This is a genomic window from Citromicrobium bathyomarinum (genome assembly GCF_038594605.1).
GTDB lineage: Bacteria > Pseudomonadota > Alphaproteobacteria > Sphingomonadales > Sphingomonadaceae > Alteriqipengyuania > Alteriqipengyuania bathyomarina_B.
Genome location: NZ_JBCFZM010000005.1, coordinates 98,976 through 113,708, shown reverse-complemented (window position 1 = coordinate 113,708; position 14,733 = coordinate 98,976). Strand labels below are relative to the sequence as shown.

The 14,733-nt window shown below is 60.2% G+C and carries 18 protein-coding genes and 1 pseudogene; 13 read left to right on the top strand and 6 right to left on the bottom strand.

What is annotated here, in order from left to right; genetic code table 11:
* The first annotated feature begins 55 nt into the window (after nt 1-55).
* From AAG612_RS15780 to arsB, 11 genes and pseudogenes are all read left to right on the top strand, one after another.
* Complete coding sequence (locus AAG612_RS15780) at nt 56-1,798, top strand: relaxase/mobilization nuclease domain-containing protein (RefSeq protein WP_054522838.1); 1,743 nt, start codon at nt 56-58, stop codon at nt 1,796-1,798.
* 74 nt (nt 1,799-1,872) lie between these two features.
* Nucleotides 1,873-2,304 carry an antitoxin Xre-like helix-turn-helix domain-containing protein gene (locus AAG612_RS15775; RefSeq protein ID WP_010240541.1) on the top strand — a complete coding sequence of 144 codons (432 nt, stop codon included), beginning with the start codon at nt 1,873-1,875 and terminating at the stop codon, nt 2,302-2,304.
* Nucleotides 2,291-2,992, top strand: a complete 702-nt coding sequence (locus tag AAG612_RS15770; RefSeq protein WP_054522837.1) for an RES family NAD+ phosphorylase — start codon at nt 2,291-2,293, stop codon at nt 2,990-2,992. Before AAG612_RS15775 ends, AAG612_RS15770 begins: the two co-directional genes overlap by 14 nt.
* Before the next feature lie 100 nt (nt 2,993-3,092).
* Nucleotides 3,093-5,087: a conjugal transfer protein TraG gene (locus AAG612_RS15765; RefSeq protein ID WP_342511800.1), complete on the top strand. Its 1,995-nt coding sequence runs from the start codon at nt 3,093-3,095 to the stop codon at nt 5,085-5,087.
* Entirely contained in the window at nt 5,084-5,554 is a 471-nt protein-coding gene (locus tag AAG612_RS15760) for a hypothetical protein (protein WP_010240533.1), read from the top strand. The genes AAG612_RS15765 and AAG612_RS15760 overlap by 4 nt, the downstream gene beginning before the upstream one ends.
* Nucleotides 5,555-5,688: 134 nt before the next feature.
* Nucleotides 5,689-6,138, top strand: a pseudogene (locus tag AAG612_RS15755) (nucleotidyltransferase domain-containing protein); the annotation flags it as partial.
* A gap of 287 nt (nt 6,139-6,425) precedes the next feature.
* Nucleotides 6,426-7,178: a LuxR family transcriptional regulator gene (locus AAG612_RS15750; RefSeq protein ID WP_342511798.1), complete on the top strand. Its 753-nt coding sequence runs from the start codon at nt 6,426-6,428 to the stop codon at nt 7,176-7,178.
* A 128-nt stretch (nt 7,179-7,306) separates the two neighbouring features.
* On the top strand, nt 7,307-7,645 hold the full coding sequence (locus AAG612_RS15745; RefSeq protein WP_010240699.1) for an ArsR/SmtB family transcription factor: 339 nt from the start codon (nt 7,307-7,309) through the stop codon (nt 7,643-7,645).
* The gene (locus AAG612_RS15740; protein ID WP_010240701.1) at nt 7,645-8,115 is read left to right on the top strand and encodes an ArsI/CadI family heavy metal resistance metalloenzyme; all 471 of its coding nucleotides are present in this window, start codon (nt 7,645-7,647) and stop codon (nt 8,113-8,115) included. The genes AAG612_RS15745 and AAG612_RS15740 overlap by 1 nt, the downstream gene beginning before the upstream one ends.
* Nucleotides 8,116-8,123: 8 nt before the next feature.
* Nucleotides 8,124-8,624 (top strand): arsenate reductase ArsC, encoded by a 501-nt coding sequence (locus tag AAG612_RS15735; RefSeq protein WP_029140661.1) that lies wholly within the window; start codon nt 8,124-8,126, stop codon nt 8,622-8,624.
* Nucleotides 8,621-9,691, top strand: coding sequence for an ACR3 family arsenite efflux transporter (gene arsB, locus AAG612_RS15730; protein WP_342511795.1), 1,071 nt, complete (start codon nt 8,621-8,623; stop codon nt 9,689-9,691). Before AAG612_RS15735 ends, arsB begins: the two co-directional genes overlap by 4 nt.
* A 12-nt stretch (nt 9,692-9,703) precedes the next feature.
* On the opposite strand, the gene AAG612_RS15725 is transcribed toward arsB, so the two are convergent.
* The 5 genes from AAG612_RS15725 to AAG612_RS15705 all read right to left on the bottom strand — a co-directional run bounded on the left by AAG612_RS15725 (nt 9,704) and on the right by AAG612_RS15705 (nt 12,417).
* Nucleotides 9,704-10,030: a YnfA family protein gene (locus AAG612_RS15725; protein ID WP_054522830.1), complete on the bottom strand. Its 327-nt coding sequence runs from the start codon at nt 10,028-10,030 to the stop codon at nt 9,704-9,706.
* Nucleotides 10,031-10,111: 81 nt separating this feature from the next.
* Entirely contained in the window at nt 10,112-11,515 is a 1,404-nt protein-coding gene (locus AAG612_RS15720) for a dihydrolipoyl dehydrogenase family protein (RefSeq protein ID WP_197465581.1), read from the bottom strand.
* Nucleotides 11,475-11,705: a GDCCVxC domain-containing (seleno)protein gene (locus AAG612_RS15715; RefSeq protein ID WP_082379137.1), complete on the bottom strand. Its 231-nt coding sequence runs from the start codon at nt 11,703-11,705 to the stop codon at nt 11,475-11,477. The genes AAG612_RS15720 and AAG612_RS15715 overlap by 41 nt, the downstream gene beginning before the upstream one ends.
* The gene (locus AAG612_RS15710; protein ID WP_047819462.1) at nt 11,702-12,043 is read right to left on the bottom strand and encodes a heavy-metal-associated domain-containing protein; all 342 of its coding nucleotides are present in this window, start codon (nt 12,041-12,043) and stop codon (nt 11,702-11,704) included. The genes AAG612_RS15715 and AAG612_RS15710 overlap by 4 nt, the downstream gene beginning before the upstream one ends.
* A gap of 11 nt (nt 12,044-12,054) precedes the next feature.
* Nucleotides 12,055-12,417, bottom strand: coding sequence for a mercuric transporter MerT family protein (locus tag AAG612_RS15705; protein ID WP_010240364.1), 363 nt, complete (start codon nt 12,415-12,417; stop codon nt 12,055-12,057).
* Between the two features lie 59 nt (nt 12,418-12,476).
* On the opposite strand from AAG612_RS15705, the gene AAG612_RS15700 reads away from it, so the two are divergent.
* A complete protein-coding gene (locus tag AAG612_RS15700; protein WP_010240361.1) occupies nt 12,477-12,899 on the top strand; it encodes a MerR family transcriptional regulator in 423 nt (140 codons plus the stop codon).
* Between the two features lie 139 nt (nt 12,900-13,038).
* Nucleotides 13,039-13,443 carry a response regulator gene (locus tag AAG612_RS15695; protein WP_010240358.1) on the top strand — a complete coding sequence of 135 codons (405 nt, stop codon included), beginning with the start codon at nt 13,039-13,041 and terminating at the stop codon, nt 13,441-13,443.
* Here the strand turns inward: AAG612_RS15695 and AAG612_RS15690 are convergent.
* Nucleotides 13,436-14,515 carry a sensor histidine kinase gene (locus AAG612_RS15690; RefSeq protein ID WP_054522828.1) on the bottom strand — a complete coding sequence of 360 codons (1,080 nt, stop codon included), beginning with the start codon at nt 14,513-14,515 and terminating at the stop codon, nt 13,436-13,438. The genes AAG612_RS15695 and AAG612_RS15690 overlap by 8 nt on opposite strands.
* Nucleotides 14,516-14,733: the final 218 nt, after the last annotated feature.

Genomic DNA, 14,733 nt, shown 5'->3' with positions numbered 1-14,733 from the left:
CCGAAATCCTTAGGCTTTTCAATGCTGAAAGCGCCGTCTGCCGATTTTCCTGTCTATGGCTGACGATGAAATCAACATCAGGCCGGGTCAGTCGCGAGACAGCGATGCGCGCGCCTATCGCAAGGCCGGTTCGCTGGTCGGACGCGTGCTGCAGGTTTCGCGCCGGTCAGGCTATACACCGCTCACGCGAGGGCGGGCTGGCGGCGGAACCGGACATCTGGGACGCGGCAAAAGGGCTGCGTTCCGAGGCCGCCCCCATGCTTTCCAGCGGCGGGTCATCATCAAGGCGCGCGTCGTTCGTCATGGCGGCAGCCGCTTCCGCTCTGCACCGCTCGCTCGCCACATCGCCTATCTCGAACGCGACGGCGTCACCCGTGACGGATCGGATGCCCAGATGTTCGATGCCTCGTCGGATGAGGTCGATGGCGATGCCTTCGCCGCGCGCTGCGGAGACGACCGGCATCACTTCCGCTTCATCGTGTCGCCGGAAGACGCGAGCGAGATGGCTGACCTTTGCGCTTTCACGCGCGAGCTCCTTGAAGATATGGCGAGCGACCTCGACACCAGCCTCGACTGGGTGGCGGTCGATCACTGGAATACCGACAACCCGCATGTCCATGTTCTGGTCCGCGGCGTTGCCTCGGATGGCAGGGACCTGGTGATTGATCGCTCTTATATCAGCGAAGGCATGCGGGCCCGTGCCCAGGAGCGCGTCACTATCGAACTCGGGCCGCGCAGCGAGCGCGATATTCAGCTAGCGCTTCGCCGCGAGGTCGATGCCGAGCGCTGGACCTCACTCGACCGCCGGCTGCAAAAGCAACGCGACGATCTCGGCGTGGTCGATTTGTCCCCCGAAGTCGATGCGACACGGCGCAGCAACCGCGCATTCCTTATCGGCCGCGCACGAACGCTCGAACGCATGGGATTGGCCGAGCGGATCGGGGCGGCGCGCTGGACCTTGGCCGCAGATCTCGAACCGACCTTGCGCGCGCTTGGCGAGCGCGGCGACATCATCAAGACCTTGCACAAGGCGATGAGTGGACGCGGCGCACAAGGCGCCCTTGCATCCTTAGCGCTGCATGGAGAAGACGAGAACCGCCGAGTCATCGGCAGGTTGGTCGAGCGCGGTCTCCATAACGAGCTGACAGGCGAGGCTTATGCGATCGTCGAAGGAGTGGACGGTCGCGCCCACTATCTTCGCTTCCCCGATCTTGACCAGACGAGCGATGCAGCACCCGGCGCGATCGTCGAGACAAGCGAATGGACCGACCGCAAGGGGCGGCGGCGCGAAAGCCTGCTGGTGCGCTCGGACCTGCCGCTCGAGCGGCAGATTGACGCGCGCGGGGCGACCTGGCTCGACCGGCAGCTGCTGTCGGCACGAGCCGCGTCGCTGGGAGGCGGCTTCGGCAATGAAGTCCGGAAGGCTCTTGACGAGCGCCGTGACTGGCTCGTCGATCAAAGTCTTGCGAAGCGACATGGTAGGAGCGTGACCTTGGTGCGCAACCTTCTCGGAGCGCTCCGCAAGCAGGAACTGGACGCGGCAGGTAAAGCGCTGGCTGCGCGTCATGGTCGTCTGGCAAATCCGGTAACGGAAGGCGATCACATTTCCGGCATCTACCGCGAGCGCATTTCGCTGGCGTCGGGTCGCTTCGCCATGATCGATGACGGAGTGGGTTTCCAGCTCGTGCCCTGGAGGCAAGACCTCGAGCGGCATCTTGGAAAAGAAGTCGCTGGCAAGGTTAATGCACGCGGCGGTGTCGATTGGAACTTTGCGCGCTCGCGCGGGCCGGCGGTTTGATGAGCACCGGCATCTAAACGGAAATCTTGACAAACGCACCATATGATGCTTATAAACGCATCAGGAGATGCGATATGGTAAGTGCAGCGATTCAACATGCCGAAGCTCCCCCGGGGCTTCAGACCTTTGCAAGCGACGGTGATCGCAGCCGCCTCACCAGCGCTGCGGTAAAAGCCGTGCTGCGGCTCATCGAGGCTTGGGGTGCGAGCAACGCCGACGGTGCTGCACTGCTCGGCGTGTCCGAAAGCACCTGGGACCGGATGAAAGCCGGAACATGGGAGGGCTCGCTCGGTCAGGACCAGTTGACCCGCGCGTCGGCGCTGATCGGCCTGTTCAAGGGGCTGCACCTGCTGTTTGCCAACGACATGGCCGACCGCTGGCCGAAACTCGAAAACAGGGCTCCGGTCTTCGATCGCCGCTCGCCCATCCAGGCAATGATCGAAGGCGGTATTCCGCGCATGTTAGAGACTAGGCAATATATCGACGCGCTTCGTGGCGGGCTCTGAGGAGGAGGGCGAGCCGCCGCAGATCCGCGAAGCCTTCGAGCGGACGGTCCGGCTCGTTTCCAGCGCGCGTTTGCGCGAAGCGGTCATGGCTCCGCTAGCCGACAATGGTGAAGAGCTTGCGCTGCTCGCTGAAATCGAGGGGGCGACGAGTTCGCGCCTGATCGCCGAAGAGCGCGGGCTTGGCGGGCTGACAGCCGACGAGCTGGTTCACGGCGTGCCGCATGCCAGATTTATCAATGCGAGCTTCGCCTATGCCAAGCCGCGCGAGCCCAATCGCTTCAACCCCGCGAACCGCGGCGCATGGTATGCCGCGCTCGATGTCGAGACCTGCATCGCCGAGGTCGGTCATCACCTGACGCAGGCGCTCGCCGATGCCGACGATTTCGATGCCGTTGTCGAATATGGCGAGATGATCGCCAGCATGGCGGGGGTCTTTATCGATCTGCGCGGCGTGCCTGATCACCCCGCACTCGATCCGGACAAGACGAAAGGCTATCCGGTCGGCAATGCTCTAGCGGCGCAGGCGCGCGCCGCCGGCCATAACGGGATTATCTATTCTTCGGTCCGCCATGCGGGCGGAACCTGCATCGCGGCCTTGTGGCCCAATGTCGTGCAATCGGTCGCGCAAGGGGCGATGTATCGCCTGACCTGGTCCGGCAATCCTGCCTTTGATTGGGAAGCAATCTAGCCGCTTCCCGCTTTCGCTACGCCAGCCTGCGATCACGCAGCTTCTGACTTGAATATGCGATGCAAAGCCGCCGTGCTGCCTTTCACGAAAGGAGACAGCCTTGTCGGCAACCCGGATATTGTGGGGTCAGATACTCGTCGTCTTCGCTCTCACGCTCGCAGGCGTCTGGGCGGGCACTCAGTGGACGGCATACGCGCTCGGCTATCAGGCGCAATTGGGCGCGCCGTGGTTCAGTGTTTCCGGAGCGCCTGTCTATCCGCCTTATGCCATCTTCTGGTGGTGGTTCAGCTACGAAGCCTATGCGCCGCGCATCTTCGAAACCGGCGGAATGATTGCTGCATCGGGCGGTCTCGTGTCGGTCGTGGTCGCGATCGGCATGTCGGTCTGGCGCGCCCGAGAAATCAGGAACAGCGCGACCTATGGCTCGGCGCGCTGGGCGACCCGTTCCGAAATCGCGCGCGCTGGCCTTCTGGCGGGCAAGGGCGTCATTATCGGCCAACACGCCAATCTCTATCTTCGCCACGACGGGCCAGAACATGTACTCTGTTTCGCACCGACGCGCAGCGGCAAGGGGGTCGGCCTTGTCGTGCCGACGCTGCTGACCTGGCCGCACTCGGCGATCGTCCATGACATCAAGGGCGAGAACTGGGAGCTGACCGCTGGTTTCCGGTCCAGCTTCAGCCGCACGCTTCTGTTCGATCCGACCAATGAAGCGTCGGCAGCCTATAATCCGCTGATGGAAGTGCGGCGCGGCATCAACGAGGTGCGCGACGTCCAGAACATTGCCGACGTGCTGGTCGACCCGGAAGGCTCGCTCGAACGGCGCAACCATTGGGAAAAGACCAGCCATGCGCTTCTCGTCGGGGCCATTCTGCATGTGCTTTATGCCGAGCCTGACAAGACGCTCGCCGGGGTGGCGAACTTCCTCTCCGATCCGCGCCGATCGATCGAGGCGACATTGACCGCCATGATGCACACGCCGCATCTGGGGGAAGACGGCATCCATCCGGTTGTCGCGAGCGCGGCGAGAGAATTGCTCAACAAGTCGGAGAACGAACGCTCGGGCGTGCTCTCGACCGCCATGTCGTTCCTTGGGCTGTACCGCGATCCGGTGATCGCCAGGGTCACCCGGCATTGCGAATGGCGTATCGCGGACCTGGTGGCACAGGGCCGACCGGTCACACTCTATCTCGTCGTCCCGCCCTTCGACATCAGCCGCACCAAGCCGCTCATCCGGCTCATCCTCAACCAACTCGGAAGACGCCTGACCGAGGACCTGCAGGAGGGTGCCGATCGCGAGCGGCTTCTCCTTATGCTCGACGAGTTTCCGGCCTTGGGCCGACTCGACTTTTTCGAAAGCGCGCTCGCCTTCATGGCGGGCTACGGCATCAAGGCCTTTCTGATCGCGCAGTCGTTGAACCAGATCGAGAAAGCCTACGGGCAGAACAATGCCATCCTCGACAATTGCCATGTGCGGGTGTGCTTCGCGACCAATGACGAGCGCACTGCCAAGCGCGTTTCGGAATCACTCGGGACCGCGACCGAAACCCGGGCGATGCGCAATTATGCCGGACACCGCCTCTCGCCCTGGCTTGGTCACCTGATGGTCTCGCGCTCGGAGACGGCGCGCGCTCTTCTGACCCAGGGCGAAATCATGCAGCTTCCCGATACCGACGAAATCGTGATGCTCGCAGGCGTGCATCCGATCCGTGCCAGGAAAGCGCGCTACTACCACGACCCCCGGCTCAGCAAACGGGTAGAGCGTCCACCAACGGTCCAAAAGGGCGAGTTTGCGGCGGATGAGAGCGAATGGCACGGGAGACTTGTGACCGCGCCTGCGCAATCCGCGAAATTGCTGACCGGGTCTGAAGAGTACGAGGTCGATGATCGCCAGTCCGATGGCGGGATCCGCCAATCGCCTGAATTGCCGGAATACGAGAATGGGGCGCCGCCGCCCATGGCAATTCCCAACGAATTTGAGTTTGACGACCGTACCGACGAGGATCAGGCAAACAGCAACCGCAGGATGGCCGAGCGGATGCAGGCCAATGCGCGGCGGGCTGCACTCGATCCTGGCGACGGGATCGAGCTATGAGCAAGGGCAACCGTATCAAGCACACCTTTCGCTTGCCGCCAGCCCTTTCCAGGCAACTCGCCGACTATGCCGGCCGCAAGCGCGTCTCGCAGGCTTCGGTAGTGGAGGCCGCCATTGCCTCTTTTCTCTCTCCGGATGGATCGGAACGCATGGAAGCGGCCTTCAGTCGACGCCTTGATCGCATAAGCCGACAGATCGGCAAGCTCGACTATCATATCGAGGTCGGGAACGAGGCATTCGCGCTCTACCTCAGGCGATGGCTGGCGGTGACCCCGGCCATGCCGTTTGAAGCCAATGCCGCTGCGCGTGCCGATGCAGAAAAGCGGTTCGACTTCTTCGTCGAAGCGCTCGCGCGGCGCATGGAAACGGGCAGGCATCTCGCTGACGATCTCATTCGCGCGGCTTCGGAACCAAGGCTGGGTGAGATTGAAAATCCGGACGGAGACGGCCCTGAGCCTCCGGCGTAGCCCTGACAAAGACCTTCGATAGTCCGGCAGGAAACACACATGAATAGAGCAGAGGAACGCTTTCTTTCATGCGCCGGCGCACCTGCAGGAATGCGAGGGTGCAACCATTCCAAGTGCTTGCTAAAGGTCCAGTAATGCGCACCGAACTCGATCATCTGCCTCCGCAAAAGCAACGCGAACTTGAGCGCGTGGTGCAGCTGATCTTCGAAGAATTCGATGATGCCTTTGCGCTGGCGAAGCACGAGTGGAAGAAGGCCGGTCGCATTCTCAAGGTCATTCTCTACGGCAGCTACGCCCGCGGCACCTGGGTCGACGAGCCGCATACGGCCAAGGGCTACCAGTCGGACTACGATCTGCTCATCATCGTCAACGACAAGCGGCTGGTCGACCGGGTCAAGTACTGGTCGAAGCTCGATGACCGGCTGATGCGCGAGTACGGCGTGACCAAATCGCTCAAGACGCCGGTCAATTTCATCGTCCATACGCTGCAGGAGGTGAACGACGGTCTCGCGCACGGACGCTATTTCTTCATGGATGTCGCGAAGGACGGGATCGCGCTTTACCAATCCGACGACACCGAGCTCCCGCCAGACCCAGCGTCTCGTGGTTGAGGCGCGGCGAATGGCGTCGCACGGCTATCTCGGCTTGCTTCGCCAAAGCCGGCTCCGCTCTTTTCAAACGCACTGAATGCACTATGGTTTTTCGTGGGGCATGCTGCTGAATTTTGCGGCGCGCCCGGATTGGAACCGGACCTTGAGGGTCGCAACTGCAACTGCTGGAACAGGTGGAATGGAACCGTCTGATCCGGCACCGAGCAGGCGGTCAGGTGGCGGCGTGTTGGATTGCGTGCTGCCGATCGAACGGCAGGTCTATGTACGCATATCTCGCGGAGGAATTCGCAACTGAACTTATCAATGTCCGTTCGGACACTGAACTCGACGGTGCGCTTAAACAGGTTTCCCGGCGCCTTGGCTTCGACCACTTCGCGCTTAGCCTGGAGATGCGTTCGACATCGTGCGAGGCACCGGGCCTGCTATTGCACGACTATCCCGACGAATGGGCGAAAGTCTATATTGCCTTCGACCTCGCAGGGCAGGATCCGGTGCGAAGAGCCTGTGACAAGACCATCATCGGTTTCGTCTGGGACTGGATTGACGAACTCGTCCCTCTCACGCGCGGCGACCGTCAAATGCTCAATGTCGGCCGGGAATGCGGAATTGGCAATGGTTATACTGTTCCGCGGCATTTGCCCGGGATAGGGCGCGGCACCTGCACCTTTGCTGTTCGACCCGAGCGAGAACTGCCCCGACGGCGCTTCGCCGTCGCGGAAATGATCGGGACGCTGGCTTTGAGCTGTGCGCTGGGCCTGAGTTCAGAAAAGTTCGATGAGAAGGTCCCTTCCCTGACCGATCGGCAGCGGGAGTGTCTGCTTTGGGTTGCAAGAGGGAAGACTGCAGCTGAAACGGCCATGATACTCGAAATCAGCACCGAAACCGTCATTCAGCATCTTAAGATGGCCCGCGAGCGCTACCAGGTCCATTGTAAACAGTCCCTCGTCGTCGCGGCGCTGTTCGACGGGTTGATCGGGTTTGCCGACATTATCCGTTGGCGGGACACAGGCTAGTTTTCGCGCCACTGCCTCTCAATCACTCGAACATGGCCGTACTGCCTATTTCGCAACCGTTCAGAAAGCAATTTGACTTCTCTCGGCATTTCGATATTTTAATAGTTATCGAATCATTGGAGTGAGCGATGCAAGCCGACCGCGTGATCCGAGCCCTATCTGCTCTGGCACAGGAGCATCGCCTCGCCGCATTCCGCCTGCTCGTGCAGGCCGGGGAGCAAGGCGTTGCCGCTGGGGTGCTAGCTGAGAAACTCCAAGTGCCTCCGTCTTCAATGAGCTTTCACCTTGCCCAACTGGGCAATGCGGGGCTGGTCACCCAGCGGCGCGAAAGCCGCTCGATCATCTATTCGGCGGACTATGCCGCGATGAATGGCCTGATGGGCTACCTCACCGAGAACTGCTGCGGCGGCATGTCCTGTTCCCAGGATACCGAGTGCTTTCCTTCTCCTCAACGAAAGAGCGCCTGATGAAACGCTTTCACGTGCATGTCGGCGTGACCGACATCGACCACTCTATTGCCTTCTATTCAAGCCTGTTCGGTGCCGAGCCCGACGTGGTGAAGGCCGACTATGCCAAGTGGATGCTGGAAGATCCGCGCATCAACTTCGCGATTTCGATGCGCGAGGCTGCTGCCAAAGGCATCGAGCATGTCGGCTTGCAGGTCGAGGACAAGAGCGAACTCGAAGAGGTCTATGGCCGCCTCAAGGCTGCTGACCGCCCGGTGCTCGAAGAAGGCGCGACGACTTGCTGCTACGCGCAGTCGGAAAAGAGCTGGATCGCCGATCCAGATGGCGTCGTCTGGGAAGCTTTTCTGACCGATGGCGAGAGCACGACCTATGGCGGCAGTCCTGACCTCGACCAGCTCGCATCTGCCATTGCCACTTTGGGCGCCTGCTGCGCGCCGCAACTGGCACCTGCCAAGACGTCCTGCTGCTGAGGTAACTGATGTTAGATCAACCGCTGAACGTGCTGTTCCTGTGCACGGGCAATTCCGCTCGTTCGATCCTGGGTGAGGCAATCCTCAACCAAGACGGTGAGGGTCGATTCAAGGCCTACAGCGCCGGAAGCAATCCGATCGGCACAGTGAATCCCTGGGCGATCCATACGCTCAAGACACTGGGCTATCCGGCAGATGGCTATTCCTCAAAGAGCTGGAGCGAGTTTGCCGAAGGACCAGAATTCGATCTGATCTTCACCGTCTGCGACAGCGCGGCGGCCGAGACTTGCCCAGTATGGCCGGGTCGTCCGACTTCCGCGCACTGGGGCATTCCTGATCCGGCGGCGGTCGAGGGCAGCGATGCAGAGAAGGCAGCGGCCTTCCTCGATGCGTTTCGCATGCTGAAGCGCCGTATCGACCTGATGCTGGCGCTGCCGATTGCCAGCTTCGAGCAGATTGCCCTGCGCGAAAAGCTGCAAGCCATTGGCCACGAGGCGGATGAACAATGACCGCTGCAGCTGCTGACATGGACGCCCGCGCGGCGGGGCTAGGCCTGTTCGAGAAATGGCTTTCGGTCTGGGTCGGCGGCGCGATCCTCGCCGGGATTGCGCTCGGCAATGCAGCGCCAGAGCTATTCGCCTCGCTAGCGGGCATCGAATACGCCTCGGTCAATCTTGTCGTCGCAGTACTGATCTGGGCGATGATATTCCCGATGATGGTGGCGGTCGATTTCGGCGCGGTGCGTCGCGTCGGTGACAAGCCAAAGGGCCTGATCATCACGCTGGTAGTGAACTGGTTCATCAAGCCTTTCACGATGGCTGCACTTGGCGTGTTGTTCTTCGAGGTCGTCTTTGCCGACCTGATCGCGCCTGCCGATGCCCAGCAATACATCGCCGGGCTGATCCTGCTGGGTGCGGCCCCTTGCACCGCGATGGTCTTCGTATGGTCGCAGCTCACCAGGGGCGATCCTGCCTATACGCTGGTGCAAGTCGCGGCGAATGATCTCATCATGATCGTGGCCTTCGCGCCCATTGTCGCGCTGCTGCTGGGCGTGACCGACATTGCGGTCCCGTGGGAGACGCTGCTGCTCTCGGTCGCGCTCTATGTGGTCCTGCCGCTCGCAGCCGGTGCCATTGTGCGGCATCGGCTTCTCGCGACCCATGGCGGCGATGAAGCGGCGGTGTCCGAATTCACGGGGCGCATGAAGCCGCTCTCGATCATCGGCCTGCTGCTGACGGTGTTGCTGCTGTTCGGCTTCCAGGCGGAAACCATTGTCGCCCGACCGCTGTTGATCGCGCTGATTGCAGCGCCCATTGTTGTCCAAAGCTACGGCATCTTCTTCATCGCTTATGGCTGGGCCAAAGCGTGGAAGGTCCCGCACGCAGTAGCCGCGCCCTGCGCTCTTATCGGCACGTCCAATTTTTTCGAACTGGCGGTGGCGGTTGCGATCGGCCTGTTCGGCCTAGGGAGCGGAGCTGCTTTGGCTACGGTGGTAGGCGTCCTCGTAGAAGTGCCTGTCATGTTGTCGCTGGTAGCGATCGCCAATCGGACGCGTGGTATATTCCCTTTGGCTTGATGCGGATGTGCCTCATACCGGTCTGGGGGCGAGCAAGATGACGCCGGCGCCTACAAGGCAGATCGCCACGCCCAGAGTGTCCCACCGATCGGGCTTCACGCCTTCTGCGATCCAAAGCCACAAAAGCGCGGACAGAATGTAGACCCCGCCGTAGGCAGCATAAGTTCGACCTGCATGCTCGGCATCGACCAGCGTTAGCAAATAGGCAAAAAGGACGAGTGAAGCCACGCCCGGAACGAGCCACCAAGCCGACTTGTCCATACGCAACCACGCCCAGAAAGCGAAACAGCCCGCAATTTCAGCAATTGCAGCACCGAGATATGCGAGAAAGGTCATCATCTGACCTCTATCGAGATTTCGACTGTCGATCGCAAACGGGATTACCCGGTTGATGGCTTTACTGGACCAAGCGAGGCGCAACTACGATAGCATGGAGCCAAGATCGGAGCCCACGCTCGGATACACCGATACCATTTTCTTGAGATCGCTTGTTGTCAGTCCAAGTCGGATGGCCAAACCGAAGAAATTAATGATTTCGCCATATTCGGGTCCGAGCAGATGGGCGCCCAGGATAGTGTCGCTGTCCTTATCGATTATAACCTTGGTTGCAGCGCAGCTTTCGCCAACGCGAAGGTTGGAATACCAGTCGCCGGTGTCATTCTCGACGACGCGGATATCGTGCCCGGCCTCTCGTGCATCCTGTTCGAGCATGCCAACGCGGGTTAGCTCCGGTACGGTAAATACAGCGCTCGGAACTCCCGAATAATCCGGCTTGGTCCGGTTGCCCTTGAGCATATTGGACGCAGCTACCTTGCCCTCGAAAACCGCGACAGGCGTAAGCGGGGCACCCTGCGTATCGGCGGCATCCCCGGCAGCGTAGATTTTCGGGTTGGACGTGCTTTGCAGGTAGGCGTTGACCGCAACGCCCTTGTCACCTGCCTCGACATTGGCTGCGGCCAGATCGAGCTGATCAATTGCCGCGACGCGGCCCGCGCCTTGGACGACGAGATCGGCGCGCAAATCTTTCGTTTCGCTACCCGTTTCTACCGTGACAAGAAAGTCCGTCCCGTCCTTCTTGATGGATTTGAGTGACGTGCGCCGTCGCAGTTGGACGCCGACTTCCTCGCCTCGCGCGACGAGTCTTTCAACAAGATCGGCATCGAAACCTTTAAGCGGTCTCTCGCCGCGATCGATCATGCACACCTCGCTGCCGGCGCGTGCTGCGATATGGCCAAACTCGAACGAGATGAAGCCGCCGCCGATGAACAGGATGCGTTCGGGCAGCGCATCGAGCCGCATGAACTCGGTGCTGTCGGTAAGGTGTTCGGAGCCGGGAACATCTATCGTCCGCGGCTTGGCACCCGTTGCGATCAGGAAATGGTTTGCCTGAAACTGCCCCTCGCCGTCGATTTCGACGGTATCTTCGCCGACGAAGCGCGCTTTCCCGTGAAGGGTAGTGACGCCGTTGCTCTCCAGACCGTTTTCGATCCGACCGGGCATTTTGTCGGTGAACGTCTGCGTGAAGGCGACCAGATCGGGCCAGTTGATGGCGATGTCGTTCGGTTCGATGCCCTTGCCGTGCATGAGCCGCGCTGCGTCGATGATTTCCGCCCCGCGGCGGAGCATTTTCTTCGGATCGCAGCCGCGCAGGGCGCAGGTGCCGCCATAAGGCAGTTCGTCGACCACCGCGACCGACCAACCGGCTGAGGCGCATTTGTTGGCGGCATTTACGGCCGCCATACCAACACCCAGCACTATAAGATCGAAGTTTCGCGTACTCATCTCACCGCCCTCCGCAACATGTGGCGCCCTTGCGATCGGCACGCGTTTCCTGGATCGGCGGGCAGGGGATGGTGCCGAATGAGCAGAAGACACAGCAATCGCCCGCATTGGGGCGGAGTTTCACACCGCAACCATTGCAATCGTAGAAAAACCAGCAGGCATCCGTCGGCATTCTTTCGAGCTTTTTGTACCCGCAAGTAGGGCATGTGATCTCGGACTTCAGTTCGATCATAGCGCGCTCTCTGAAAGGATCGCCGGATATCCGGCCTCGGTCGACGCCGCGGCGATCGCGCTTGTGGTTGTTCGCTCAGGATCGAACTGCGCAGTCGCCGTCCTGGTCTCGTAATCGATAGTCACCTCGTGCACACCTGCCACGCCTTCCATCGCGCGCCGAACCGTTATCGGGCAGGTCGCGCAGGTCATATTCTCGACCGCAAAACTTGCCGATTGCAGATGCGCGGAATTTTGTTGAACCCGTTCGTCGGAGTTTGGCGGAAACAAGGTCGCTGCCCAGATACCCGCTCCGGCCAGTCCCAGTATCGCAACTGCGACGATCATCGTCTTCTTCATCTTTCGAACTCCTAGTAGAATTGCGGCGCCCACCACTCGACCGTGGACGAGGCAGCGACCAATACGGTCGCCAGCCACAGGGAGCTTTTGACGAGCAGGTTTGCTCCGGGCCGCGCGCAATATGTTCCGTCTTCGCAAGGTTCGGCTTGCCGAAAATAGACGTGCCGGAATCCAAGGGCCAAAAAGACAACCGCAATGGCGATAAATACCCATTTGTACGGTTCGAGCGCAGTGAGATTGCCGATCCACGCGCCGCTGATGCCAAGGCTCAGCAATAACAGCGGGGCAATACAGCAGGACGAGGCGAGTATCGCGCCGAGCGTCCCGCCGCTCGCCCATAAGCGCTGCGCGTTCTTGTGCATTTGATCGACCATGGAAACCAATGTACTCCCTGTAGTAACTACAGGTTCAAGCACTAATTGGCATATGGCTCATGACAGCATCGCAAGTGATCAAACGGGGAGAACTGGCCAGACGGTCGGGCTGCAACCTTGAGACAATCCGCTACTACGAGAACATCGGTCTGCTTCAGCCTCCCGAGCGTACGGCAAGCGGGCACAGGCTCTATCCACCCGGCGACCAGGCGCGGCTCGGCTTTATCTTGCGCGGCCGCGATCTGGGTTTTTCGATCGAGGAGCTCAAAAGCCTGCTCAGCCTCGTTGATTCGCACCCCTACAGCTGCGGCGAGGTTCGGGATCTGACCAATAACCATCTGGCCAGCGTGCGAGCTAAAATTGCTGATTTGACTAGGTTGGAGCGCACGCTAGCCGATGTATCAGCCCGCTGCGAAGGCGGTGATGTTCCGGAATGCCCCATCATAGATACGCTCTTTGGTCGTGGTCCTGGCGCCCGATAGTGAAGCTATGCCGTCGGAACGGGTGCGCGTCTTGAAGCTATTTCGATCGAAGCCGGATGCGACGAGGCGAGGGAACGAATATGCGCCCTGTCCGTCCCCTCACTACAGAGCCTCGTCATTTAACTTTTGATAGCTTTCCATGCCGACCACCATTCTGATTGTCGAAGACGAATTCCTCATAGCTGTCGAAATGGAGGCGGTGGTTCACGATCTCGGTCATGAATCCGCAGGCATAGCCGACGACATGCAATCGGCATTGGCAAAGGCTTCAGACGCGATCGATGTGGCGCTCGTCGATGTCAATCTGGCCGATGGAGCCACTGGTCCGAGGATCGGCGAGAAGCTTGCTGCGGATTTCGGGATCGAGGTTATTTTCGTAACCGCCAATCCCGCACAACTCGGCGAAGGGGTGAGCGGAACGCTGGGCGCGCTGGAAAAACCGGTCGATCTTAGCATTCTCAAGCAGGTTCTCGACTATGTCATTGCGGTCCGGAAGGGCGAAAAAATCGATCCGCCAGCCCGTCTTAGGCTCTTCTTTAACTAGGCTCCTGCAACCTGCTTTTTCGGACATCCATGACGAGTTCAACGCCATCGTCATGCCAGGTTCTCTCGTAATTGCCTCCTAGCTGTTGCTTCACGGCCAACTCGATGAGGCGACTTCCGAAACCCGTTTGAGGCTCACTCGCCTTGTCGATGTGAGCTCCGTGTTCCCTCCAGCGGAAGCGGACCATCTCGTCCTCGGTTGAAAGGTCCAGCGAAATCCTTCCCTCGGGATTGGACAGAGCTCCGTACTTCATCGCGTTGGTAGCCAGCTCGTGGAACACCAATGCAACCGGCGTGGCGGCGCGGCTTTCGACCGCGATATCGGGGCCGGAAATAGCAATCCTTCTTTCGGAAAAGGCAGGATAGGTCTCGAAGATCGTCGCAAGCAGCGTGGCGAGGGTCACTTCCTTGCCCTCGGGCTGGGACTTTTCGCTGTGGGGCCGGACGAATTCGTGCGCGCGCCCCAGCGCGGAAATCCGGCCCAGCAGGTCGCGCGACGCTTCACCGAACGCTTCATTTGCGCGCGCTGTCAGGCTGATCAAACCGGAAACAATCGCGAAGATGTTCTTGATGCGATGGCTGAGCTCTTGACTCAGGATTTCGTTTTGGAGGGCGGTGCGCTTCTGCTCGTCGATATCCGTACAAGTGCCGATCCAGCGCTGGATCTCACCCTCCTCGTTGAGGATCGGCAGCGCACGACCGATCATCCAGCGATAATCGCCGCTGTGATGCCTCAGGCGATATTCAACCTCGTACGGTTCGCCGGTAGCGAGGCTGTGGTTCCATTTCTTCCATGTGTCGGCCTGGTCATCCTCATGGAACATCCCGGCCCATCCTTCGCCGTCGGTTGATCCGACAGGGACACCCGTGAATTCATACCAGCGCGCATTGTAATAATCGTGGGAGCCGTCGGGAAGAGTCGACCATACCATCTGCGGCATGGTGTCGGCGAGCGCATGGAAAGCAGCTCCGGCGGATTGCAGCGCATGCTCTGTAGCGAGGGGCAAGACATCAGGCGCCGAAGAGGATTCGCGGCTGCCAAGCTGGAAGTTCGTGATGACTTTTGCATTCATAGCCAGCTTGTGACCTTCCCGGGATGAACAGAATCGGACCGATAAGATACCTGTCGTATCTTGATGATTTTCAAACGCTGACGCTCATCGCAAAGGTGGGATGGCCAGTAAACTCTCCCCTGTAGAGCGCCAGATGTGGCCCTCCCCAGTTCTTGGTATGTCGCTGCCTATCCGGATTTGATGAGATGCGAGCAGTCATCAAGTTCACAGGTAATCTT